The organism is Candidatus Krumholzibacteriia bacterium (assembly GCA_035268685.1).
In the GTDB taxonomy this organism is placed as follows: domain Bacteria; phylum Krumholzibacteriota; class Krumholzibacteriia; order JAJRXK01; family JAJRXK01; genus JAJRXK01.
This window is the reverse complement of record DATFKK010000015.1, coordinates 1-17,746: the sequence shown is the minus strand read 5'-3', so window position 1 is coordinate 17,746 and position 17,746 is coordinate 1. Positions and strand designations below refer to the sequence as shown.

General features: G+C 70.1%; 18 protein-coding genes. 8 read left to right on the top strand and 10 right to left on the bottom strand.

Annotation, left to right across the window (positions count from 1 at the left end; genetic code table 11):
* Positions 1-8: 8 nt before the first annotated feature.
* The 5 genes from VKA86_01315 to VKA86_01295 form a co-directional block, all read right to left on the bottom strand.
* Positions 9-1,106 carry a DUF3524 domain-containing protein gene (locus VKA86_01315; protein HKK69826.1) on the bottom strand — a complete coding sequence of 366 codons (1,098 nt, stop codon included), beginning with the start codon at positions 1,104-1,106 and terminating at the stop codon, positions 9-11.
* Entirely contained in the window at positions 1,103-2,548 is a 1,446-nt protein-coding gene (locus VKA86_01310) for a trypsin-like peptidase domain-containing protein (protein HKK69825.1), read from the bottom strand. Before VKA86_01310 ends, VKA86_01315 begins: the two co-directional genes overlap by 4 nt.
* Positions 2,511-3,377 (bottom strand): hypothetical protein, encoded by an 867-nt coding sequence (locus VKA86_01305; protein HKK69824.1) that lies wholly within the window; start codon positions 3,375-3,377, stop codon positions 2,511-2,513. Before VKA86_01305 ends, VKA86_01310 begins: the two co-directional genes overlap by 38 nt.
* Before the next feature lie 145 nt (positions 3,378-3,522).
* Complete coding sequence (locus tag VKA86_01300; protein HKK69823.1) at positions 3,523-4,518, bottom strand: malate dehydrogenase; 996 nt, start codon at positions 4,516-4,518, stop codon at positions 3,523-3,525.
* Between the two features lie 108 nt (positions 4,519-4,626).
* Complete coding sequence (locus VKA86_01295; GenBank protein HKK69822.1) at positions 4,627-5,118, bottom strand: hypothetical protein; 492 nt, start codon at positions 5,116-5,118, stop codon at positions 4,627-4,629.
* Positions 5,119-5,457: 339 nt separating this feature from the next.
* On the opposite strand from VKA86_01295, the gene VKA86_01290 reads away from it, so the two are divergent.
* The 7 genes from VKA86_01290 to VKA86_01260 all read left to right on the top strand — a co-directional run bounded on the left by VKA86_01290 (position 5,458) and on the right by VKA86_01260 (position 11,802).
* Positions 5,458-6,222, top strand: coding sequence for a hypothetical protein (locus VKA86_01290; protein HKK69821.1), 765 nt, complete (start codon positions 5,458-5,460; stop codon positions 6,220-6,222).
* Between the two features lie 91 nt (positions 6,223-6,313).
* Positions 6,314-7,126: an exodeoxyribonuclease III gene (locus VKA86_01285; protein ID HKK69820.1), complete on the top strand. Its 813-nt coding sequence runs from the start codon at positions 6,314-6,316 to the stop codon at positions 7,124-7,126.
* Positions 7,127-7,145: 19 nt separating this feature from the next.
* Positions 7,146-8,417: an arginine deiminase family protein gene (locus tag VKA86_01280; protein HKK69819.1), complete on the top strand. Its 1,272-nt coding sequence runs from the start codon at positions 7,146-7,148 to the stop codon at positions 8,415-8,417.
* 208 nt (positions 8,418-8,625) lie between these two features.
* Positions 8,626-9,390, top strand: a complete 765-nt coding sequence (locus VKA86_01275) for a hypothetical protein (GenBank protein ID HKK69818.1) — start codon at positions 8,626-8,628, stop codon at positions 9,388-9,390.
* Positions 9,378-10,712 carry a hypothetical protein gene (locus VKA86_01270; protein ID HKK69817.1) on the top strand — a complete coding sequence of 445 codons (1,335 nt, stop codon included), beginning with the start codon at positions 9,378-9,380 and terminating at the stop codon, positions 10,710-10,712. The genes VKA86_01275 and VKA86_01270 overlap by 13 nt, the downstream gene beginning before the upstream one ends.
* Positions 10,713-10,900: 188 nt before the next feature.
* Positions 10,901-11,380: an FKBP-type peptidyl-prolyl cis-trans isomerase gene (locus VKA86_01265; GenBank protein ID HKK69816.1), complete on the top strand. Its 480-nt coding sequence runs from the start codon at positions 10,901-10,903 to the stop codon at positions 11,378-11,380.
* On the top strand, positions 11,377-11,802 hold the full coding sequence (locus VKA86_01260; protein HKK69815.1) for an OsmC family protein: 426 nt from the start codon (positions 11,377-11,379) through the stop codon (positions 11,800-11,802). The genes VKA86_01265 and VKA86_01260 overlap by 4 nt, the downstream gene beginning before the upstream one ends.
* On the opposite strand, the gene VKA86_01255 is transcribed toward VKA86_01260, so the two are convergent.
* From VKA86_01255 to VKA86_01245, 3 genes are all read right to left on the bottom strand, one after another.
* Positions 11,799-13,550 (bottom strand): serine/threonine-protein kinase, encoded by a 1,752-nt coding sequence (locus VKA86_01255; protein HKK69814.1) that lies wholly within the window; start codon positions 13,548-13,550, stop codon positions 11,799-11,801. The two genes, VKA86_01260 and VKA86_01255, sit on opposite strands and share 4 nt — an antisense overlap.
* Before the next feature lie 69 nt (positions 13,551-13,619).
* Positions 13,620-14,435 carry a ParA family protein gene (locus VKA86_01250; protein ID HKK69813.1) on the bottom strand — a complete coding sequence of 272 codons (816 nt, stop codon included), beginning with the start codon at positions 14,433-14,435 and terminating at the stop codon, positions 13,620-13,622.
* Positions 14,432-16,030, bottom strand: coding sequence for a CHAD domain-containing protein (locus VKA86_01245; protein ID HKK69812.1), 1,599 nt, complete (start codon positions 16,028-16,030; stop codon positions 14,432-14,434). Before VKA86_01245 ends, VKA86_01250 begins: the two co-directional genes overlap by 4 nt.
* Before the next feature lie 194 nt (positions 16,031-16,224).
* On the opposite strand from VKA86_01245, the gene VKA86_01240 reads away from it, so the two are divergent.
* Positions 16,225-16,641 carry a bacteriohemerythrin gene (locus VKA86_01240; protein HKK69811.1) on the top strand — a complete coding sequence of 139 codons (417 nt, stop codon included), beginning with the start codon at positions 16,225-16,227 and terminating at the stop codon, positions 16,639-16,641.
* Positions 16,642-16,753: 112 nt separating this feature from the next.
* Here the strand turns inward: VKA86_01240 and VKA86_01235 are convergent, their stop codons facing one another.
* On the bottom strand, positions 16,754-17,173 hold the full coding sequence (locus tag VKA86_01235; protein HKK69810.1) for an OsmC family protein: 420 nt from the start codon (positions 17,171-17,173) through the stop codon (positions 16,754-16,756).
* Positions 17,170-17,746, bottom strand: a 577-nt coding sequence (locus tag VKA86_01230) for a hypothetical protein (GenBank protein ID HKK69809.1), incomplete at its 5' end; no start/stop codon positions are given. The genes VKA86_01235 and VKA86_01230, both read right to left, overlap by 4 nt.

Here is a 17,746-nt window from a genome sequence, read left to right as displayed (position 1 = left end):
TTTCGGGTCTAGTGGACGTCCTCGCCGTGGCCGAGCGCCGACAGTTCTTCGTTCCAGACGTGGGCGAGTCGTGACCAGCCGTATCCGATCGCGGTGGGGCGCGCGTCCACGGAGCGCCATCGCCCAGGCTGCCCGACACGGTCGAGCAGCTTCGTGACCATGTCCTCGTCGTCGCGGTAGCGCCAGGCTCCGGGCCAGATCTCGGGGTACGCGAGGGCGTCGGGAACCAGAGGCACGGCGCCGGCCGCCGCGCCTTCGAGCACGGCGAGCCCCTGGAACTCGTGGTCCGCGGTCGACAGCACGACATCGGCCGTGGCGAGAAGCCGGTGATAGTCCCGCCGGGACTCCAGGAATCCCCACGCGCGGCGTCGGTCCCCGAGACGCTCGCCGATCTCGCCGAAGACGGAGGGCGATGTCCGGAAGCACTGCCCCACGACCGACATCTCGAAGTCCAGTCCCGAAGCGCACAGGGCCTCCACCGCCGTGTGGAGCCGTTCGGGGCCCTTGTCGTGCTCCCAACGGTGGTTCCACACCACGTGACACACACCGTGGCGGGGTTCGACGTCGGCCACGTCGCCCAGGATCTGCGCGTCGTCGATCGGCACGGGCAGGACCCGTGAGCGCGCGGCGATCGCTTCCACCGCCCAGTCCGGCCGGGCGTCGGGCATCTTGTGGATCAGGCGTTCGAGCGCACCGAGGAAGGCATCGCGATTGTAGGCGCTGTTCCACAGCACGCGGTCGGCGGCCAGGGCGGAATGCACGTTCGTCCAGGCGAAGTGGTGGTCCCGTGGATCGAAGTGCTGGACCGGGTAGGTGAGCTGGTTCTCGTGGAAGTACAGGAGGAGCGGGACCGTTCGCCGCGTGGCCGGGAGCAGGGCGCGGAACTCCGCGGCGTTGAGCATGCTCGACGCGAAGATCGCGTGGGGTCGCGTACCGCTCTCGTGGACGCGACGCGAGAACTCGAGGGCGGCGCCCCGCATCCGCCACTTCCATTTGCGGGCCGGGAGCGTCCAGAGATCGGCATCCGGCACCACGTGCTCGCGAAGGCCGTCGACGAGCTGGCGATGACTGCCGTCGTGGTAGGGCTCGAGCAGCAGCCAGCTCACGAGTCGATCTGCAGCGTGACGTACAGCAGTTGACCCATGCGCTCGACGTGCAGCACCGCCGGTTCACCGATCGTGAGATCGTCGACGGCGCGGCGCAGATCGTCCACGCCGCCGATCGTGACACCGTTCAGGCCACGGACGATGTCGCCGGGTGCCAGTCCGCCCTCGAGCGGGGACAGGCTGAACAACACGGCGGCGACGACCACGCCGCTCCGACTGCGTAGACCGGCGCCGAACATCGACGCCAGCTCGCGATCGAGATCCAGGCCCATGATCCCCAATCGCTCGACCGTCGCGTCCTCCGGGTCGACCAGATCACCGAAGCGCTGCGGATCGTCGGGACGTTCGGCGACGGAGACGTCGAAAGCCAGCCGGCGCGAACCGCGCAGCACCTCGAGGCGCACGGAGTCCCCGATCGGTTTGCCGTAGAGGTTCACCCGCAGCTGTCGTCCGTTCTCCATCGGCTTGCCGTCGAGACTCAGAACGACGTCGCCGGTCCGGAGGCCCGCCATCGCAGCCGGGCCGCCGGGGAACACGTCACCCAGGACCACGCCCCAGCTTCGTCCCAGGCCCAGACCCTCCGCCATGAGCGGGGTGATGGTCTGGGGATTCACGCCGACGATTCCGCGTTGTACGCGCCCGGTGTTGCGGATCTGTTCGAACACGGTCCGCGCGATGTTGCTCGGAACCGCGAAACTGAGGCCCTCGCTCCCACCCGACCCGCTCACGATGAAGGAGTTGATCCCGACCAGTCGGCCGTGGGTGTCGACGAGCGGACCGCCACTGTTGCCCGGATTCACGGCCACGTCGGACTGGATGTAGATCATGGGACTGCCGTCCTGGAACTGCCGGGCGGTCGCGCTGACCACACCGAGCGACACCGACCCGTCCAGGCCGCGCGGACTGCCCAGCGCGAACACCAACTGGCCCTGTCGGACGGCCTCGCTGTCGCCGAAGGGCAGCGCGTTCAGGTTCTCGGCGTCGATCTTCAGGACCGCGAGGTCCGTTTCGAGATCGGTGCCCACGATCTGGGCGCCCAGGATCTCGCCACGCGGCTCGAGGACCGACCGTGTCTGCTGACCGGTTTCCCGCGGCTGCGACAGCACGACCCTGACCCGGCGGGCCCCGTCGACCACGTGGTGGTTGGTGAGGACGTAGCCGCGAGGATCCACGATCACGCCCGCGCCCGTGGAGAGCTGCTGTCCCGGCGGCTGCGTGGGACCCGACGCCGGACGGCCGAAACGTGTGCTCAACACCTGCACGACAGCCGGTTCCACGCGCTCGACCAGGTCGGGAAGAGCGCGGGCCCACGCCGTCGTTTCTGCAGCGGCAGTCTCTCGTGCGCCGGCCGGGACCGAAAGTAGCAGGCCCGCCACGACCAGTGTGACGAGCCGCAGGCCTGCGCTAGAACTCGACGGTGACCTCACGACTCCGGGACTCATCGAAATCCTCCTCCTCGAGCAGGGCCGGTGCCTCGGCGAGCCACTGGCCCAGGGTGTTGGGCGTCGTCACTCGCAGCCGGACCTCGTGGGCCTCGAACGCGGCCTCGAGGGTCGCCGGCACGGGGTCGGTGAAGGGGAGCTCCGACGAGCCGCCCTCGACTGCTGCGAGGAAGGCGAGTGCGGAATCCCCGGCGGCACTTGTGTCGATCTCCCGCCGCAGGTTCGCGAGGTGTTCGCGCAGCACTTCGCGGGAACGGCGCGCGTGGGCGTCGAAGAGTTCCGCGGCTGCCTCGACCGCCTCGTCGTCCGCCCGCCCGGTCTCGAGCGCCGCCGACCACGCGGCGCGCTCGTCGGCGAGGTTCGACCATCCGTACAGGAACGCGAGCTGGATGTGACCGTACTCGCCGCGGCCCATCTCGTGGGCCATCAGGACCGAGTCGCTGAAGGCCGTGTAGCGGGCGGTTCGCGCGACCATTCCCATGGCCGAACGCATCTCGTCGATGAACCCACCGATGCCGCTGGGTCGATCCTCCGGCGCGCGCCCCAGGATTTCGTCGAAGTCCGCGGCCAGAGCATCCTGCCGGGGCTGCAGAGATTCGCGCACGTCGACGAACCGGGCCACGAGGCCCGGATCGTACGCACCGTCGAGAGGAGGAACGTATTCGGGCAGGGCACCGTAGCGTTCGACCAGCTCGGCCCGGTTGCGGGCGAAGTCTTCGATCTCGGGAAGCATGTCCTGCGCCCACTGACTGAACACGTAGATCCCCACGATGGCCAGGACGAGGAAGACGACCACGACGACACCGCAACCGACGAAGAATTTCTTCACGACGGGAACGCTCCTGAGCGAGGGAGGGACCGTGGTCCGAGCATACCCGCGGATCGCCGTCGTCCCAACCTCGCACCGCTTCCGGGACGACGAACGGCGCCCCCGGATGGGGACGCCGTCGCCACGGACCCCAAGGTGGCAGGGTTCAACCGAGCAGGTCGGAGACCGTCTCGCGCTCCTGCTGCAGCTCGTCGATGCTCTTGCCGAAGGCCGCGCGCCCGAAGTCGTCGATCTCCAGGCCCTGGACGATCTCGTAGGTGCCGTCGCCCGGGCAGCGCACGGGGAAGCTGCAGATCAGGCCCTCGGGCACGCCGTAGCTGCCGTCGCTGGTCACGGCCATGCTGGTCCAGCGGCCGTCGGGGGTGCCGCGGAACAGCGCGTGCGCGTGGTCGATCGCCGAGCTGGCCGCCGACATGGCGCTGCTCGCACCGCGGGCCTCGATGATCGCCTTGCCGCGTTCCTGCACGGTCTTGATGAACTCGCCCTGGAGCCAGGCCTCGTCGCCGATCACGTCGAGCGCCGGCTTCCCGCCGATCGTGGCGTGGTGGTAGTCGGGATATTGCTTGTTCGAGTGGTTGCCCCAGATGATCACGCCGGCCACGTCGGTGTTGTGACGGCCGGCCTTGTCGGCCAGCTGCGCCACCGCGCGGTTGTGGTCGAGCTGGGTCATGGCGCTGAAGTTCTGCTTCTCCAGCTTCGGGGCGTTGTGCTGGGCGATCAGGCAGTTGGTGTTGCAGGGGTTGCCCACCACGACCACCCGGCAGTCCGGGTTCGCCACGTCGCTCAGGGCGTTGCCCTGGCCGGTGAAGATCGGGCCGTTCTCGCGGATCAGGTCCTTGCGTTCCATTCCCTTGCTGCGCGGCTTGCTGCCGACGAGCAGGGCCAGGTCGACGCCCTCGAAGGCCTCGCGCGGGTCATCACTGGCGGTGAACCCGGCCAGGAGGGGGAACGCGGCATCGAGCATCTCCATGCCCACGCCGCGCACGGCGTCCATGGCCGGGGGGATCTCCAGGCACTGGATCTGGACGGGCTGGTCGGGTCCGAAGATCTCGCCGGCCGCGATGCGCGGCAGCAGGGCGTATCCGATCTGGCCGGCGGCACCGGTGACGGCGATCCGCTTGACGGCCTTGGCATCGGCCATGAGTGCTCCTCCGCTGGGGTCGAGTCGAGAACGCGTGCGTGACGACCCGCCAAACTAGTACCGCGACCCTGCCTCCGCAGGAGGCCACTTCGGCTGCTCTGCCCCGGATCAGCCGCCCTGCCCCGGGAGCAGTTCGACCGCGAGGGGCTCCCCCAGGCGGCGTCGCACCACGCGTTCCACGTTGCGCAGCGCGTCCTCGGAGTCGTCGGCCTTCGCCGCTGCCCGTTCGACCAGCTCGACCAGGCGGTCCACGTCGGCCGGTGGGCTCTTCGCGAGGACCGTCAGCAGGGTGCCGGCGTCGTCGGGGCCCGCCCACCAGGTGGCGTTGCCCTGAGGGTCGGGTAGGCGGACCCGGTGCCCGGCCCCGATCTGGGCGAGCCGCCCGGTCGGGAACAGGATCGACGGGAATCCGTCGCGGTCGACGTGCAGGATCACGGGGTAGCCCGCCCGCAGCGACTCGAGCTCGATCACGTAGCTCGAACCCTGGGCCGGGCTGCGATCGAGCATGAGGACGTCGACCGACGCGAGTCCGGTCTCGCGCGGCCCGAACAGGTCGAAGGTCAGGGCGATCGCCACCCCGAGCAGAACGCCCGCCGCCACGCTCAGCGTCACCAGGCGGAAGCGGCGGGACCGTCGTCGGGGCGAGGGTCCAGTGGAGTTCGGCGCAGTCATGGACGACAAGGTAGACGACTGGGCGCGATCGGCCTCCGCCCGAGCCGCGGTGTGCACCCCGCGACCCGACAGGCGGTGCGCGGAGGCTCTCCGGAGGGCCGAGCGGGACAGGAGGGGGCATTGCGGTCCACGGCCGGACACGCTGCGGCCCGATCCGCGGGTGCGGCTCTGCAGGGCTCGGAACTTGCACCACGGTGCCGCGGCCGCACTGCGCCCGACGCCTCGACCGCGGCCGTCACCTCGCGGCTCCACCACCAGGGAGACAGCATGGGACGCGCACCCCTCCTCACCACCGGCCTCGGTCTGATCCTCGTCGCCGGCTGCTCGAACGCCCCTTCCCCGGAGACGGATCCGGGCCTCGGCGACGCCGACTACCTGCGCGGGATCGAAACCGAGTACTCGGTGCCGATCGCCGAACTCGGCGATCTCGACCTCCTCGGCCCCGAGTCGGTCATGCGGCAAGCCCTGGTCGCCGGCGATCGCGACGTGCTCGTGGCGGCCGCCACTTTCGAGGTCGACGGCGTTCTCGCACTCGACGTGATCGTGCTCAACCGATCCGACACCGAGATCGACCTGACCCGTAGCGACCTGCACCTCGTCGACGCCGAGGGACGCTGGCTGACGCCGAAGCCCGACTTCGAGGGCGGCGCCACCTACGGTCTGCGGGGCCGGGGCGCGCGGGCGTCCGACGGACCGGGGCCACAGGTCCACGGACTCTTCGACACGACGCGCGGAATCGACCCCGACGGCCTCGCCTACCGGGAGTACCCTCTGCGGAGCGGGTCGAAGCTCGAGAGCCGAAAGGCGTCGGATACCCGACGCGACCGCGAAGACCTGCGACGCTACGCGACGGTCGAACCCGGCGCCGCGACGAGCCGGACCGAGGTCATGCCCTCGCCGACGCGCGTGCGCGTGCGCCCGGACGACGGCAAGGCCTTCTGGACCTACTTCGAGCCCGCCGGTGCGCGATTCCCGCTGACCGCGCTCGTGCTGATCGACGGCGAGCAGCACCTCTTCCGCTTCGAGCGCTGAGCTTGCCGCCTCCGGGCGATGCTGGTATCACGAAGTCCCGGTCGGCACCCGTCGGCCGGGCTTCTTCGTTCGCCCCGGTGGGTTCAGGTCCATGGCCGCACTCCGACTCTTCTGCTGGAACGTCAACGGCATCCGATCGGTGCACAGGAAGGGGCTGCTGCCCTGGCTCGACGCCACCGCTCCCGACGTCCTGTGCCTGCAGGAGATCCGCGCCGAACCCGAACAGATGGATCCTGCCGTGGCCTCGCCCCTGGGCTACCACGCCGTGTGGAACCCCTCGCGGGCTCGGAAGGGCTACAGCGGGACCGGCCTCCTCACGCGCACCGAGCCGCTCGCCGTGGAACTCGGCCTGGGCGAGGAGGAGTTCGACATCGAGGGCCGGACCATCGTCGCCGACTACGGAGACTGGGTCCTGCTCAGCGCGTACTTCCCCAACGGTCGCGACGATCTGAGCCGCGTGCCCTACAAGCTGCGCTTCTACGAGCTCTTCCTGGAGCGTTGCGAGGAGTTTCGTTCCCAGGGCAAACGCGTGGTCTTCTGCGGTGACCTGAACACCTCGCACCGTGAGATCGACCTGGCCCGCCCCAAGGCGAACGTGAAGAACACCGGCTTCCTGCCCGAGGAACGGGAGTGGATCGACCGCATGGTCGAGGCCGGCTACGTCGACACCTTCCGCCACCTGAATCCCGACACCGAGGACGCCTACACCTGGTGGACCATGCGCGGCGGGGCCCGGGCGCGGAACGTGGGCTGGCGTCTCGATTACTTCTTCGTGGATTCCGCCTCGACTGATCGTATCGTCGACGCCCGGATCCACGCCGACGTACCGGGCAGCGACCACTGCCCGGTGGAACTGGTGTTCGATCCCCGTCCCCACACCCCGCGGCCCCGACGGCACCGCTGAGCCGCACGGAGGAACCGAAATGCTCGACGTGCGCTCCGAGGTGGGCCGACTGCGCGAGGTGCTCGTGCACGCGCCGGGACCCGAGGTCGACCGCATGGTCCCCGACATGATGGAGGAGCTGCTCTTCGACGACATCCTGTTCGGAGAGCGGGCCCGCGAGGAGCACGAACGCTTCCGGCGTCTGCTCGGCGCGGTCGACGTCCGGGTGCACGACATGCGCGACCTGCTCGTCGAGGCACTCGCGGCCGAGGGCGCGCGCTCGTGGCTGCTGAACGCCATGCTCGACGACGTGTCGTCGCCGGTGGGCGAGCGCATGCAGGCGTCGAGCCCGTCGGACCTCGTGGACATGTTCGTGGCCGGGGTGCGCTTCACCGAGGGTAGCGACGTCCTGTCGAGCGAAGAGCTCTTCGAGGTCGTGCCGGTGCCGAACTGGTGCTTCCAGCGCGATCCGCAGGTGGTGGTGGCCGACAGCGTGCTGTTCTCGGCCATGGCCACGCTCACGCGCACGCGCGAGGTCCTGCTGGCGCGCACGGTGTTTCGCTTCCATCCGGATCTCGCGGCCACGCCCGTGCTTCACGACCCGCTCGAGGCCTCCCCGGACCGTCCCCTGTACATCGGGATGCACCAACCGCGTATCGAGGGTGGGGACGTCATGGTGCTGTCGGAGGACGTGGCGGTGATCGGCTACTCCGAGCGGACGAACCGCTCGGGCGTGCGCCACGTGGTGCGGGCCCTCACGCGCATGGAGAACGGGCCGCGGTGGTTGATCGTCGCGTCGCTGCCCCAGAAGCGCGCCTACATGCACCTCGACACGGTCATGACGCAGATCGACGCAGGAAGCTGCCTGGCCTTCCCGCCGGTGATCCTGCCCGGCCACGACGACACGGCGAGCGTCTACGAGTTCGATCTGCACGAGAAGGACCCGCGACCGCGCCCGGCCTCGGACATGCTCACGGCGCTGCGCGGCCGGGGTGTCGATCTCGAAGCAGTTCCCTGCGGGGGGGACGATCCCCTCGAGCAACAGCGCGAGCAGTGGACCGACGGGGCCAATGCGCTGGCACTGGCGCCCGGCGTGATCGTGCTGTACGAGCGCAACGTGGCCACGGCCGAGTGTCTGGCGGGGCGCGGCTACCGCGTGGTCGAGGCCGACGACGTGATCGCGGGCCGGGTGCCGGTCGATCTCGATCGGCCCGAGCCGACCTGCATCCTCCTGCCCAGCCACGAATTGAGCCGCGCGCGGGGCGGTCCGCACTGCCTCAGCCACGCGTTGCGGCGCGACCGGATCCGATGAACGGGTTCGATGCTGCTTCCTTCCGATTTCCGACCGCGGCTTCCCGCGCGGATCGTGTTCACGACCGGCGGCCGCGCCGCGCTCGACCCCGTGATCGGGGGTACGGAAGGGTCCGCCGATTGAGGCCCCGCCCGTGCTCCCCTATACTGCGACGGATGTCGCTGCCGAATCCCGGCCGTCCTCACGAACCCGGCAGGAGTCCCCACTCTTGATGCAACCACCGAGTCCCGACGTGCCGGCCCGGTCCGGGTCGCCGTTCCGCACGGCCGCGCTCCTCACGATCCTCTTGATCACGGTGTCCGTGGTGTCGGCCGACGCCGCGCGGCTCGATCTGCGGGGCCCCGCCGGCGCGGAGGTCCTGATCGACGGCGAGGTCCGCGGCGAACTGCCACTGGACGAACCCATCGAGATCGCCACCGGACTGCGCATGCTGGCCGTGCGCGCACCGGGCTACGCCGTCCATCGTGAGCCCGTCCAGGTGGACGGGCCCGAGGACCGGATCACCATCGACCTCGACCTGGTCCGACTCAGCCGATGGCAGGCCATGGGCTCGTCGTCCGTTCTCGCCGGTCTGGGTCAGCTCTACCAGCGTCGCCCCGTGTCGGGGTGGACCATGATGGCGCTCCAGGCGGGGGCTTGGTTGTCGCTCGCCGGGGCCGAAGCGCAGTACCAGGACGCGCGTGACGACTACCTCGAGGCGGTCACCGCGTACGAGGACGCGATCACCTCGGCCGAGGTCCGACGTGCGCGCGAATCGATGGACGAGACCTTCGACGACGTCGAGTCGAAGAACGATCTGCGCACCTACGCGACGGTGGCGATCATCGCGATCGGTGCGTACAGCGTCTTCGACGCCTGGCGCGCCCACGGGAGCTTCTTCGCGGGTCCCACCGTGGACAGCCCCGCCTTCTCGTCGGCCTCGACGCCGACACGTGGTCTCGGAGTGGAGATGGGGTGGCGATGGACGTTCTGATCCTCAAGCGTGCCGTGGTGGTCCTCGCGTTGCTGGCCGGCCTCGCGGCCTGCTCGCGCGACGTCGATGCGCCCGACAACAGCAACCCCTTCGATCCGGACAGCCCCGACGTCGGTTCGGGCTGGCAGATCGCAGCTTCGGTCGCGGGCGACTCGGTCGTCGTCACGTGGCGCAACGTCCTGCCCGACCAGACCAGCTTCGAGACCGGCACCGACACGGCTCTAACCAGCTACACGTTGTTGCACTCGGTCGGCGATCCCGACGACGTCGACACGCCCGCCACCGGACTGCGCTACGCCGAACCCCTGCCGGGCGAACCCATCCGAGCCACGCACTTCGACTTCGATCCCGAGCGGATCAACTACTACCGCGTGCGCCCCGAGGGTGTGGTGGTGGTGCCGAGCGACGTCGTCGCGGTCGACGCACCTCTCGTGGTGCGAACCGCGTCCGGCACGCCGCAGGCGCGCAGTCTCGACGTTCCCTTCCTCGTGCGGAGTGGGGTGTCGACCCAGGTCGAGTTCTCCTTCGACGGGTCGTTCGACGATCCGGCGACCTTCGACATCACGCCCGGGGTGCGTACCGAGGTCGATGTTCCGATTCCTCCCTTCGACGACGCGGCGGACACCTTGCGGGTCAGGTACCGGGGTCGCAGTTCCACCGGGATCGGTCCGGTCGCCGGGGTCACTCTGCGTCCCCGCTTCGAACCGCAGTTCCAGCCCGTTTCCGGTGTCTTTCCCTCGCTGGAGCGGCAGGGATCCGTCGCCGTGGACGATACCGTCACCTACGTGGCGACCGGTCCCGGTGTGGTCGACGTCGTGGTGCAGGTGGGCGATCCGGCGGACACCACCGGCACCGACCGGATCGTCGTGGCCGAGCCCGACGATCCCTACGTTCCCTTCCGTCTTCCCCTGGAGTTCGGTTTCGACGAAGAGGCCGAGCAGTGGACCTTCGAGTTGCTGGCCGAGAGCGAGCTCGGATTCTCGACCGTGTCGATCGTGCAGTTCCTGCGCGCGGGACCGGTGGGCACTCCCAACGTGAGCGTGGTGGACAGCGCGGGGGTGACCACCCGGCGTACGGTCACCGTCGCGGCCCTCGTCACCGAGGCGGGCGAGATGCTGTTGAGCGAGTCGCCCGACTTCGCCGGCGCGGACTGGCGGGCCTATTCGGACACCGTTGCGTTCACGCTGAGCGAAGGGCTGGGCGAGAAGACGATCTTCGCCGGATTCCGCAACGACTTCGATCCGACCTTCCGGGTCGGCACGGCTCGTACCGTACTCGTCGATTCGCTCCCACCGGTGCCACGTCCGCCGGGAAATCGTTGATCCGTCGAGGCACGCTCCGGTTGGCGTTCGCGGCCCTTGTGGTCGCTCCGTCGGCCTTCGCGACCGACCTGCGTACGGTTCCCCCCGACCCGGCCCGTCTCCACGCGGCGCTCGAGGAGAGCGTCGGTCTGGCGCGGGCGGTCGAGGTGGCCGAGGAACACGCCGGTGGCCGGGCCCATGCCGCCACCATGGAGGCCGGCTCGATGCAGGCGATCGTGACGGTCGCGCTCGCCGATGGACGGAACGCCGTCGTGGTGGTGGATCTCGAGACAGGAGGAATCGTGAGCAGCGAAGAGAAGAACCGTTTCCCGGGCGCGCCCGTCGAGGGCGAGTCCACGAAGACCGACAGCGGGTTGATGTACTACGATCTCGAGCCCGGCGCGGGTGAATCGCCCGCGGGACCGAGTGCCCGGGTCGAGGTGCACTACACCGGTTGGCTGACCGACGGAACGAAGTTCGACAGTTCGGTCGACCGCGGCGAGACCATCACCTTCGGTCTGAACCAGGTGATCTCGGGTTGGACCGAGGGCCTGCAGTCGATGCGCGTGGGCGGCAAGCGCAAGTTGATCATTCCTCCCGAACTGGGGTACGGCTCCGCCGGCGCACCGCCGGTGATCCCGCCCGACGCCACCCTGGTCTTCGACGTCGAGTTGGTGTCGTTGCCATGAGTACCCACATGCAGATCCTTCACGTCGAGAAATACCAGCACGAGGCCACGTCGCGCGGTCACTCCGTGATCGGTGACGAGCCGAAGGACGTCGGCGGCGACGACCAGGGCATGACGCCCTACGAGTTCCTGCTCGCCGCCCTGGGCACCTGCACCGCCATGACGCTGCGCATGTACGCCGAGCGCAAGGGCTGGGACCTGCAGGACGTGCGCGTCGATCTCGAACACGATCGTGTCCACGCCGACGACTGCGAGGAGTGCGAGACGGGCGAGGGCAAGCTCTCGCGGCTCCGTCGCAAGGTCGAGGTCACCGGGGATCTCGACGACGAGCAGCGGGCGCGTCTGCACGAGATCGCGAACCGGTGCCCGGTGCACCGCACGCTCGAAGGGCCGATCGAGATCTTCGACGTCGACGAGTTCTAGGCCTCGGACGTGTGGTCGGGTCCCTCGGGCGTGTCACGTCGTCGGGCGGCTCTTCGACGGAAGAACGACGGTTCGGGCGCAGCCGGAACCGCGGACTCGTCCTCCGTGCGCAGGGTGGTGCCCACCGGAGGTTCTCCGGCCTCGACCGGGTCCCCGGACGGGCCGCCCGATTCGCCGAGCATCTCCGGTGCATGGTCGTGCCACCAGGCGCGACACTCCGATTCGGACCAGCGACCCGCGAGCCCCGTGGCCGCGATCCGTCGCCCGACCTCGCGCGCGTCCACCGGCCGGGCGGCGGGATCCTTTCGCAGGCACTCCGTGACCACGGCCTCGAGACCGGGGTCGAGGGTCCGTTCGATCCGCTCCCGGATGGGCGTCGGCTCGTCGCCGAGTTGCCGGGCCATGACCTCGACCGGTCCACCTGCGAAGACCGGTTCTGCGCAGAGCAGCCAGTGGGCCAGGCAGCCGAGTGCGTAGAGGTCGCTGCGCACGTCGGGTGGCGCGCCCGAGACCCGCTCGGGGGCCAGCACGGCCGGCGTCCCGCGTGCCACTCCGCGAGCGCCGTCGGCTTCGGGGATCACCGGCGCGTCGAGCCCGAAGTCGCCGACCTTCACGAAGTCGACCTCGATGCCCTTCACGCAGGTGAATACGTTCGCCGGCTTCAGGTCGCCGTGCGCGAGCCCGCGGAGGTGGGCGTCGTGCAAGGCGTGGCACACCTGGCCCAGCAGATAGCCGACGCGTTCCTCCGGGAGGGGCCCGAAGTCCTCGACCAGGCGCTGCAGGTCCAGGCCCGTGAGCCACTCCGAGACGACGTAGAAGGTTCCGTCGGCCGCGAGTCCGTGGTCGAGGGTGGCGACGGTGTGGGGTGACTCGAGCTGCGCGGCCTCGGCCGCCGCCCGCGCGAAGTCGTCGAGGACCGTGGGCGAAGGCTCCGAGGCCGCCCCCCTCGCCGGCCGGACGATCCGCACCGCCACCGGCCGGACCAGCCGCGGGTGCGTGGCGCGCCACACTTCACCGGGGCCCGCGCCGTCGATCCGCTCCTCGACGGCGTATTCGGCACGGCGGCGCTCCTCGTCGGCGCGACGCCGGGATCGCTCGAGCGCCAGGGCCGGTAGTACGGCCAGCGCCGCGCACAGGTAGTTCGCGCGGAAGGCCCACACGGTGGCTCCGACGTCGGTCTCCAGGGTGGTCGCCAGGGTCGACTGCAGAAGGATCAGGCCCGGCTCGAGGGCCACCGACACCAGGCCGACGGCCAGGGCCCAGGTCCACGAAGGTCGCACCGCCAGGGGGAGCAGCAGGACCCACAGGCCCACCAGGGTGGGACCGTCGACCGTCGGATCCAGGCCCGCCGACGTCTCGGTGCGGTGCACCAGCAGGCTGTGGGTGGCCAGCAGGAGCGCCCCGAGGAGTTCCGTGAAAAGGCCCAGGTGGACGAGCTGGCGCGTGGTCATCCGTCCGTGGCGAGCCACCACGTGGACGAGCAGGCCCAGGATCACTCCGGCGACGACCAACCCGCGTGCGACGAGGGCGACGCCGGGATCCGCGTGCGGAGCCGTGGCTGCGGCGGGGAGCAGCCGCGGCCCGACGGCGAACTCCGCGATCGCCACGAGGACGGCGATGGCGGCGACGATCGCGCCGGCGATTCGCAATCCGGACCGGACCCCCTCGTCGGGGCCACTCGAGCCGCGTTCGCCGGGGAAGTGGGCGGGAACGCGGCGGTCGGTCGTCGGCGCGGCAGCGGAATCCATGGAGGTCCTTCGGGCGGACGGCGGTGCGAGGAGGACGCAGCCGCGGAGGGCCGGGTTGCGCCCAGGGTGTCACATGCGTCGCGGACCGCCAACGTCGAGCCGGTGTTCGAGCGCGCGTGCGGAGCGGTCGACGGGATCGGTTCCGTAGAGGGCGTCCTCGAGGAGGTCGTGGAGAGCCTCGTAGGCGCGCGCCGCGGCGGATCGGGGGGCGGTGCCGACCAGTGGGGCCCGGTGCACCCCCATCCGCTCGACCCCGGTCGCGTTGGGGATCGAGGCGGCGAGCACCGCCGGCGTCTCGGCCGAGAGGCGGGAGACCACGTCCCGGTGCAGGCTCTTCCGGCGATCGACCATCGAGAAGAACGGGAGCACGGTGCGGTGGTCCCATCGGCGCGGCACGAGGAACTGCACCAACTGGTGGAGCGTGCGGACGGACAGGGGCGAGGGGATCACCGGTACGACCAGGGCGTTGGCCGCCTCGAAGACGTTCTCGGCCATGAGCGAAATGCCCGGCGGGCAGTCGAGGATCACCGTGTCGTAGTCCTCGGCGACGCCGGCCAGCCGGCGGGCGATACGATCGGTGGCCGGCCCCTTCCGTTCGAGCCGCCGCTCCAGCTTGCGCAACGACAGTGCGGCCGGCAGCAGGTCGAGGCGCGGATGGTCGGAGGCGAGCACACGCTCGCGGAGGTTGCCGTCGCCGTGGAGGAGGTGCCGGCCACCGCCGGGGATGCGCGCCCGCACGCGCAGGAACCAGGTGGTGGCCGCCTGCGGGTCGAGATCCCAGAGCAGGACGCGGCCTCCGCGTTCGGCCGCGATCCAGGCGAGGTTCACCGCTGCCGAGGTCTTCCCCACACCTCCCTTGATGGAATACAGGGCCAGGGTCTTCATGCTCGGGCCTCGCCGCGCGGGGAGGCGGGCTCGGCGCGGCGAGCAGCGTCGAGCATGCGCTCGAAGGTCCGCCGACGCTGCGGAGCGTCGTAGGCCTCGAAGTGGGCGGCGAACTCGTCGCGCAGGGCGTGGCGATCGCGATCGAGCTGCTCGACGAGGTAGCCGAGAGCCATGAACGTCGCCGGCGGCGTCCCGTCGAGTTCGTGCGCGATGCGACGCAATGTCTCGACCTGCACCGCGCGGTCCTGGTGTCGGCCCAGGTTGTCCTGCAGGTCCTTCAGGTGTCGGATCTGCTTCTTCACGGTCTTGCGGTCGAAGGCGCCCCGGAAGCCGTCGACGAGGTAGCGGAGGGCCTTGGCCCGCTTGCGGAGATCGTGCAGGGCTTCGTCGGGACTGTCGGCGGTGATCGTGCGGCCGTCGCGCAGGACCCGGCGGTGGGCGCGCGCGACGACGCGGGCGGCGAGGGAGCCGGCCGTGGGGTCCCGCGTCGACGATCCGGCGCCGAACGCGTCGGAGCGGATCGCCGCCGCCCAGTCGTCGAGAATCGTGTCGACGCGTTCGCCGGCGAGCACGTCGGCCAGGCGCTCGTGTTCGCGTTCGGTTTCGCGTTGCAACCAGACGCGGACGGGTTCGAGGGCCGGGCGGTCGGGGCGCGGCAGTCGTCCGGTGAAGTCGTCGAAGTCGAGCAGGTACACGTCGAGGTCGCGGGCTCGACTCGTCTGCCGCGCCAACCACCGGAATTCCTCGCGGAAGCGTTCGTACAGCGACGGGGGCAGGGCGGCTTTCGTCCCCCGGAGCAGGGCGCGGGTGCGTCGGACGGCCACCCGGAAGTCGTGCAGGAACTCGGGGTCGAGGGCGCGCCGCGTGCCCTCGCGGTGCGCGCGGATCACGCCGAGGTAGGCGCCGAAGATCTCGCGCAGTGCGTCGGGAACCGGGGTGCCGGCCCGCAGGTGGAGTTCGACGCGCGCGGGATCGCGGCCGGGCTCCAGTCCGGCCGCTCGGAGGACCTCGATGGCCCACGGGGTCGCGGCCGGCTGCGTGTCCTCCAGGGCGTCGATCCGCGTGCGCGCGGCGGCGTAGTCCCGGTCGAAGCCCTTGAGTCCGATCAGGTGGAGGTGGGGCGGAAGCGACGCCGACGTCTGCGATCCCTCGGCCATGACGGTGGTCGAATCCACGACGTGGAGACGCAGCACGACCTTGCCGCGGCGGTCCCGCTTCTCCCACCGGCGCCGTCGCTCGCGCACACGGGCCAGCGCGACGAGGGATCGGACGTCGAGGATCCCGACCAGGCGTGCCGCGACCGGACCGCGGGGAAGGTCGGCTGGCCCGATGGTATCGGCGGGGGCGACACGGAGCAGCCCCCGGTCCTCGGCACGGTCGAGGTCGGTCCACTGCAGCCGGGCGCCGTCCGGGGCGTCGCGGCGGACCGCGATACCGCCGTCGCGGACCAGGCGGCCGTCGAAACTGTCGAGCAGGACTCCTTCGTCTTCGTCGCTGTCGGCCGAGGCGGGAGACAGGCCCAGGGTCCGGACGAGGGTCCGTTCGTGGGCGTCGAGGGTCGACGCCGAGGGGATCTGGAATCGGGTGCTGGGCACGCGCGTCGGCTCCCGGCAGGGTGCAGTGGTCGAATTCCATTCTACACGGGTAACGCCGGCGTCCAAACCGTCGCGCTCGGACTCAAGCCCGCCGCGCGTCGGCCGATACCGATCTCGTGCCGCGGCTCGACTCGAGAGCAGCATGAATTCGCCTTCGAGAGCCAATCAATGCCGAATCCACGAGGAGCCGGAGGATGACGACCAACGTCCTGATCGGGTGGACCGAAGCGCTGAGCGTGGGCATTCCCTCCATCGACCAACAGCATCGGAAGATCGTCGATCTGATCAACGAGCTGAACACGGCCATGGAATCCGGAGAGACCGACTCGGCCCTGCGCCAGATCTTCCGGGAACTGGTCGCCTACACGGATCAGCACTTCCGCTACGAAGAGGAGCTCTTCGAGCGGTTCGGGTACGGCGACGCGGCGGGCCACGCGCGGGAACACGACGCCCTCCGGAAGAAGGTCACCGAGCTGAAGGAGCGGGTCGACCGCGGGGACTTCGTGCTGGGTGTCGAGGTCATGAGCTTCCTGAGGGACTGGTTGACCCATCACATCCAGGGTAGCGACATGGCCTACGCGTCGGACCTCCTGAAGGCCGGCGCCCGCTGACGCGCGGTTCGGCCGCCGTCCCGTCCCCGGCTGCGCGCCGAGACCGACGAGCCCTTCGGCTCGTACTGCATCGTCGACCGCGAGCGCGACCGACCGCAGGCACCGTGAACGGTCAGTCGACGATCTCGTAGCTGGTGGTGATCTCCGCCGGCTCCTGCAGAGTCTGGCTCACCACGCAGTACTTGCCCTCGGACAGCTCGATCGCCTTGGCCAGGGCCTTCGGATCGAGGTCTTCGCCCTTCGCCACGTAGTGCACGCGGACGGTGTGGAAGGGCTTCGGGTAGTCCTCGTTCTGATCGGCCTCCACACGGATGGTCAGCGAGGTCAGCTTCTGGCGCCGCTTCTCGAGGATCCGCACGATGTCGACGCCCGTGCACGAGGCCACCCCGTAGAGCAGCAGCTCGGTGGGCTTGATCCCGCTCTCGTTCCCGCCCGCCTCGCGGGCGGCGTCGGCGACGATGGTGTTGCCCCAGGAGTTCGTTCCCCGGAAGCGCAGGCCGCCGTCCCATTGCATGTCGATCGAAGTCGTCATTCCACGCACCTGAAGGTCACTTGCTGGGTGAAACGGATCCGCTCGCGGTCGCCGATCGTCTCGTCGGGATCGAGCCAGTCGAAGCGGATGACCGAGGCGTTGGTGATCGCCACGTCGGCGCGCCACCGGTCCCAGAACAGGTTGAACTCGTTGGCCCGGAAGCAGCGCGTCTCGCGGCTGCGCTCGGGGCCGACCTCGCCGGCCATGCCCACGTCGTCGAGCCCGACCTCGGAGGTGTCGTCGGGGGCCAGTGCCCGACGGTACACCGAGGACGTGCCCGTGACGAAGAAGGTGTCGGCCGGAGCCACGGCCGTGCCGCCGACGTGCACGTCGGCCTCGAGCTGCATCCGCAGACGCGCCTCGTAGGAGGCGGTGCTGTCGAAGTCGCCGGTGCGGAAGAACAGGTCGACGGACTCGATCAGGGCCCCGCGCTCGGTCAGGGTGTCGACGATCGTGGGCATGGGGCGGCCGAGCGAGTCGAAGTAGGCGACCGTGGCGGAGTACTCGAACGCCAGGCTGTCGCCGGAGGCCGCCGAGCCCTGGACCTCCCACCGACCGGCGCTCGAGTCGTAG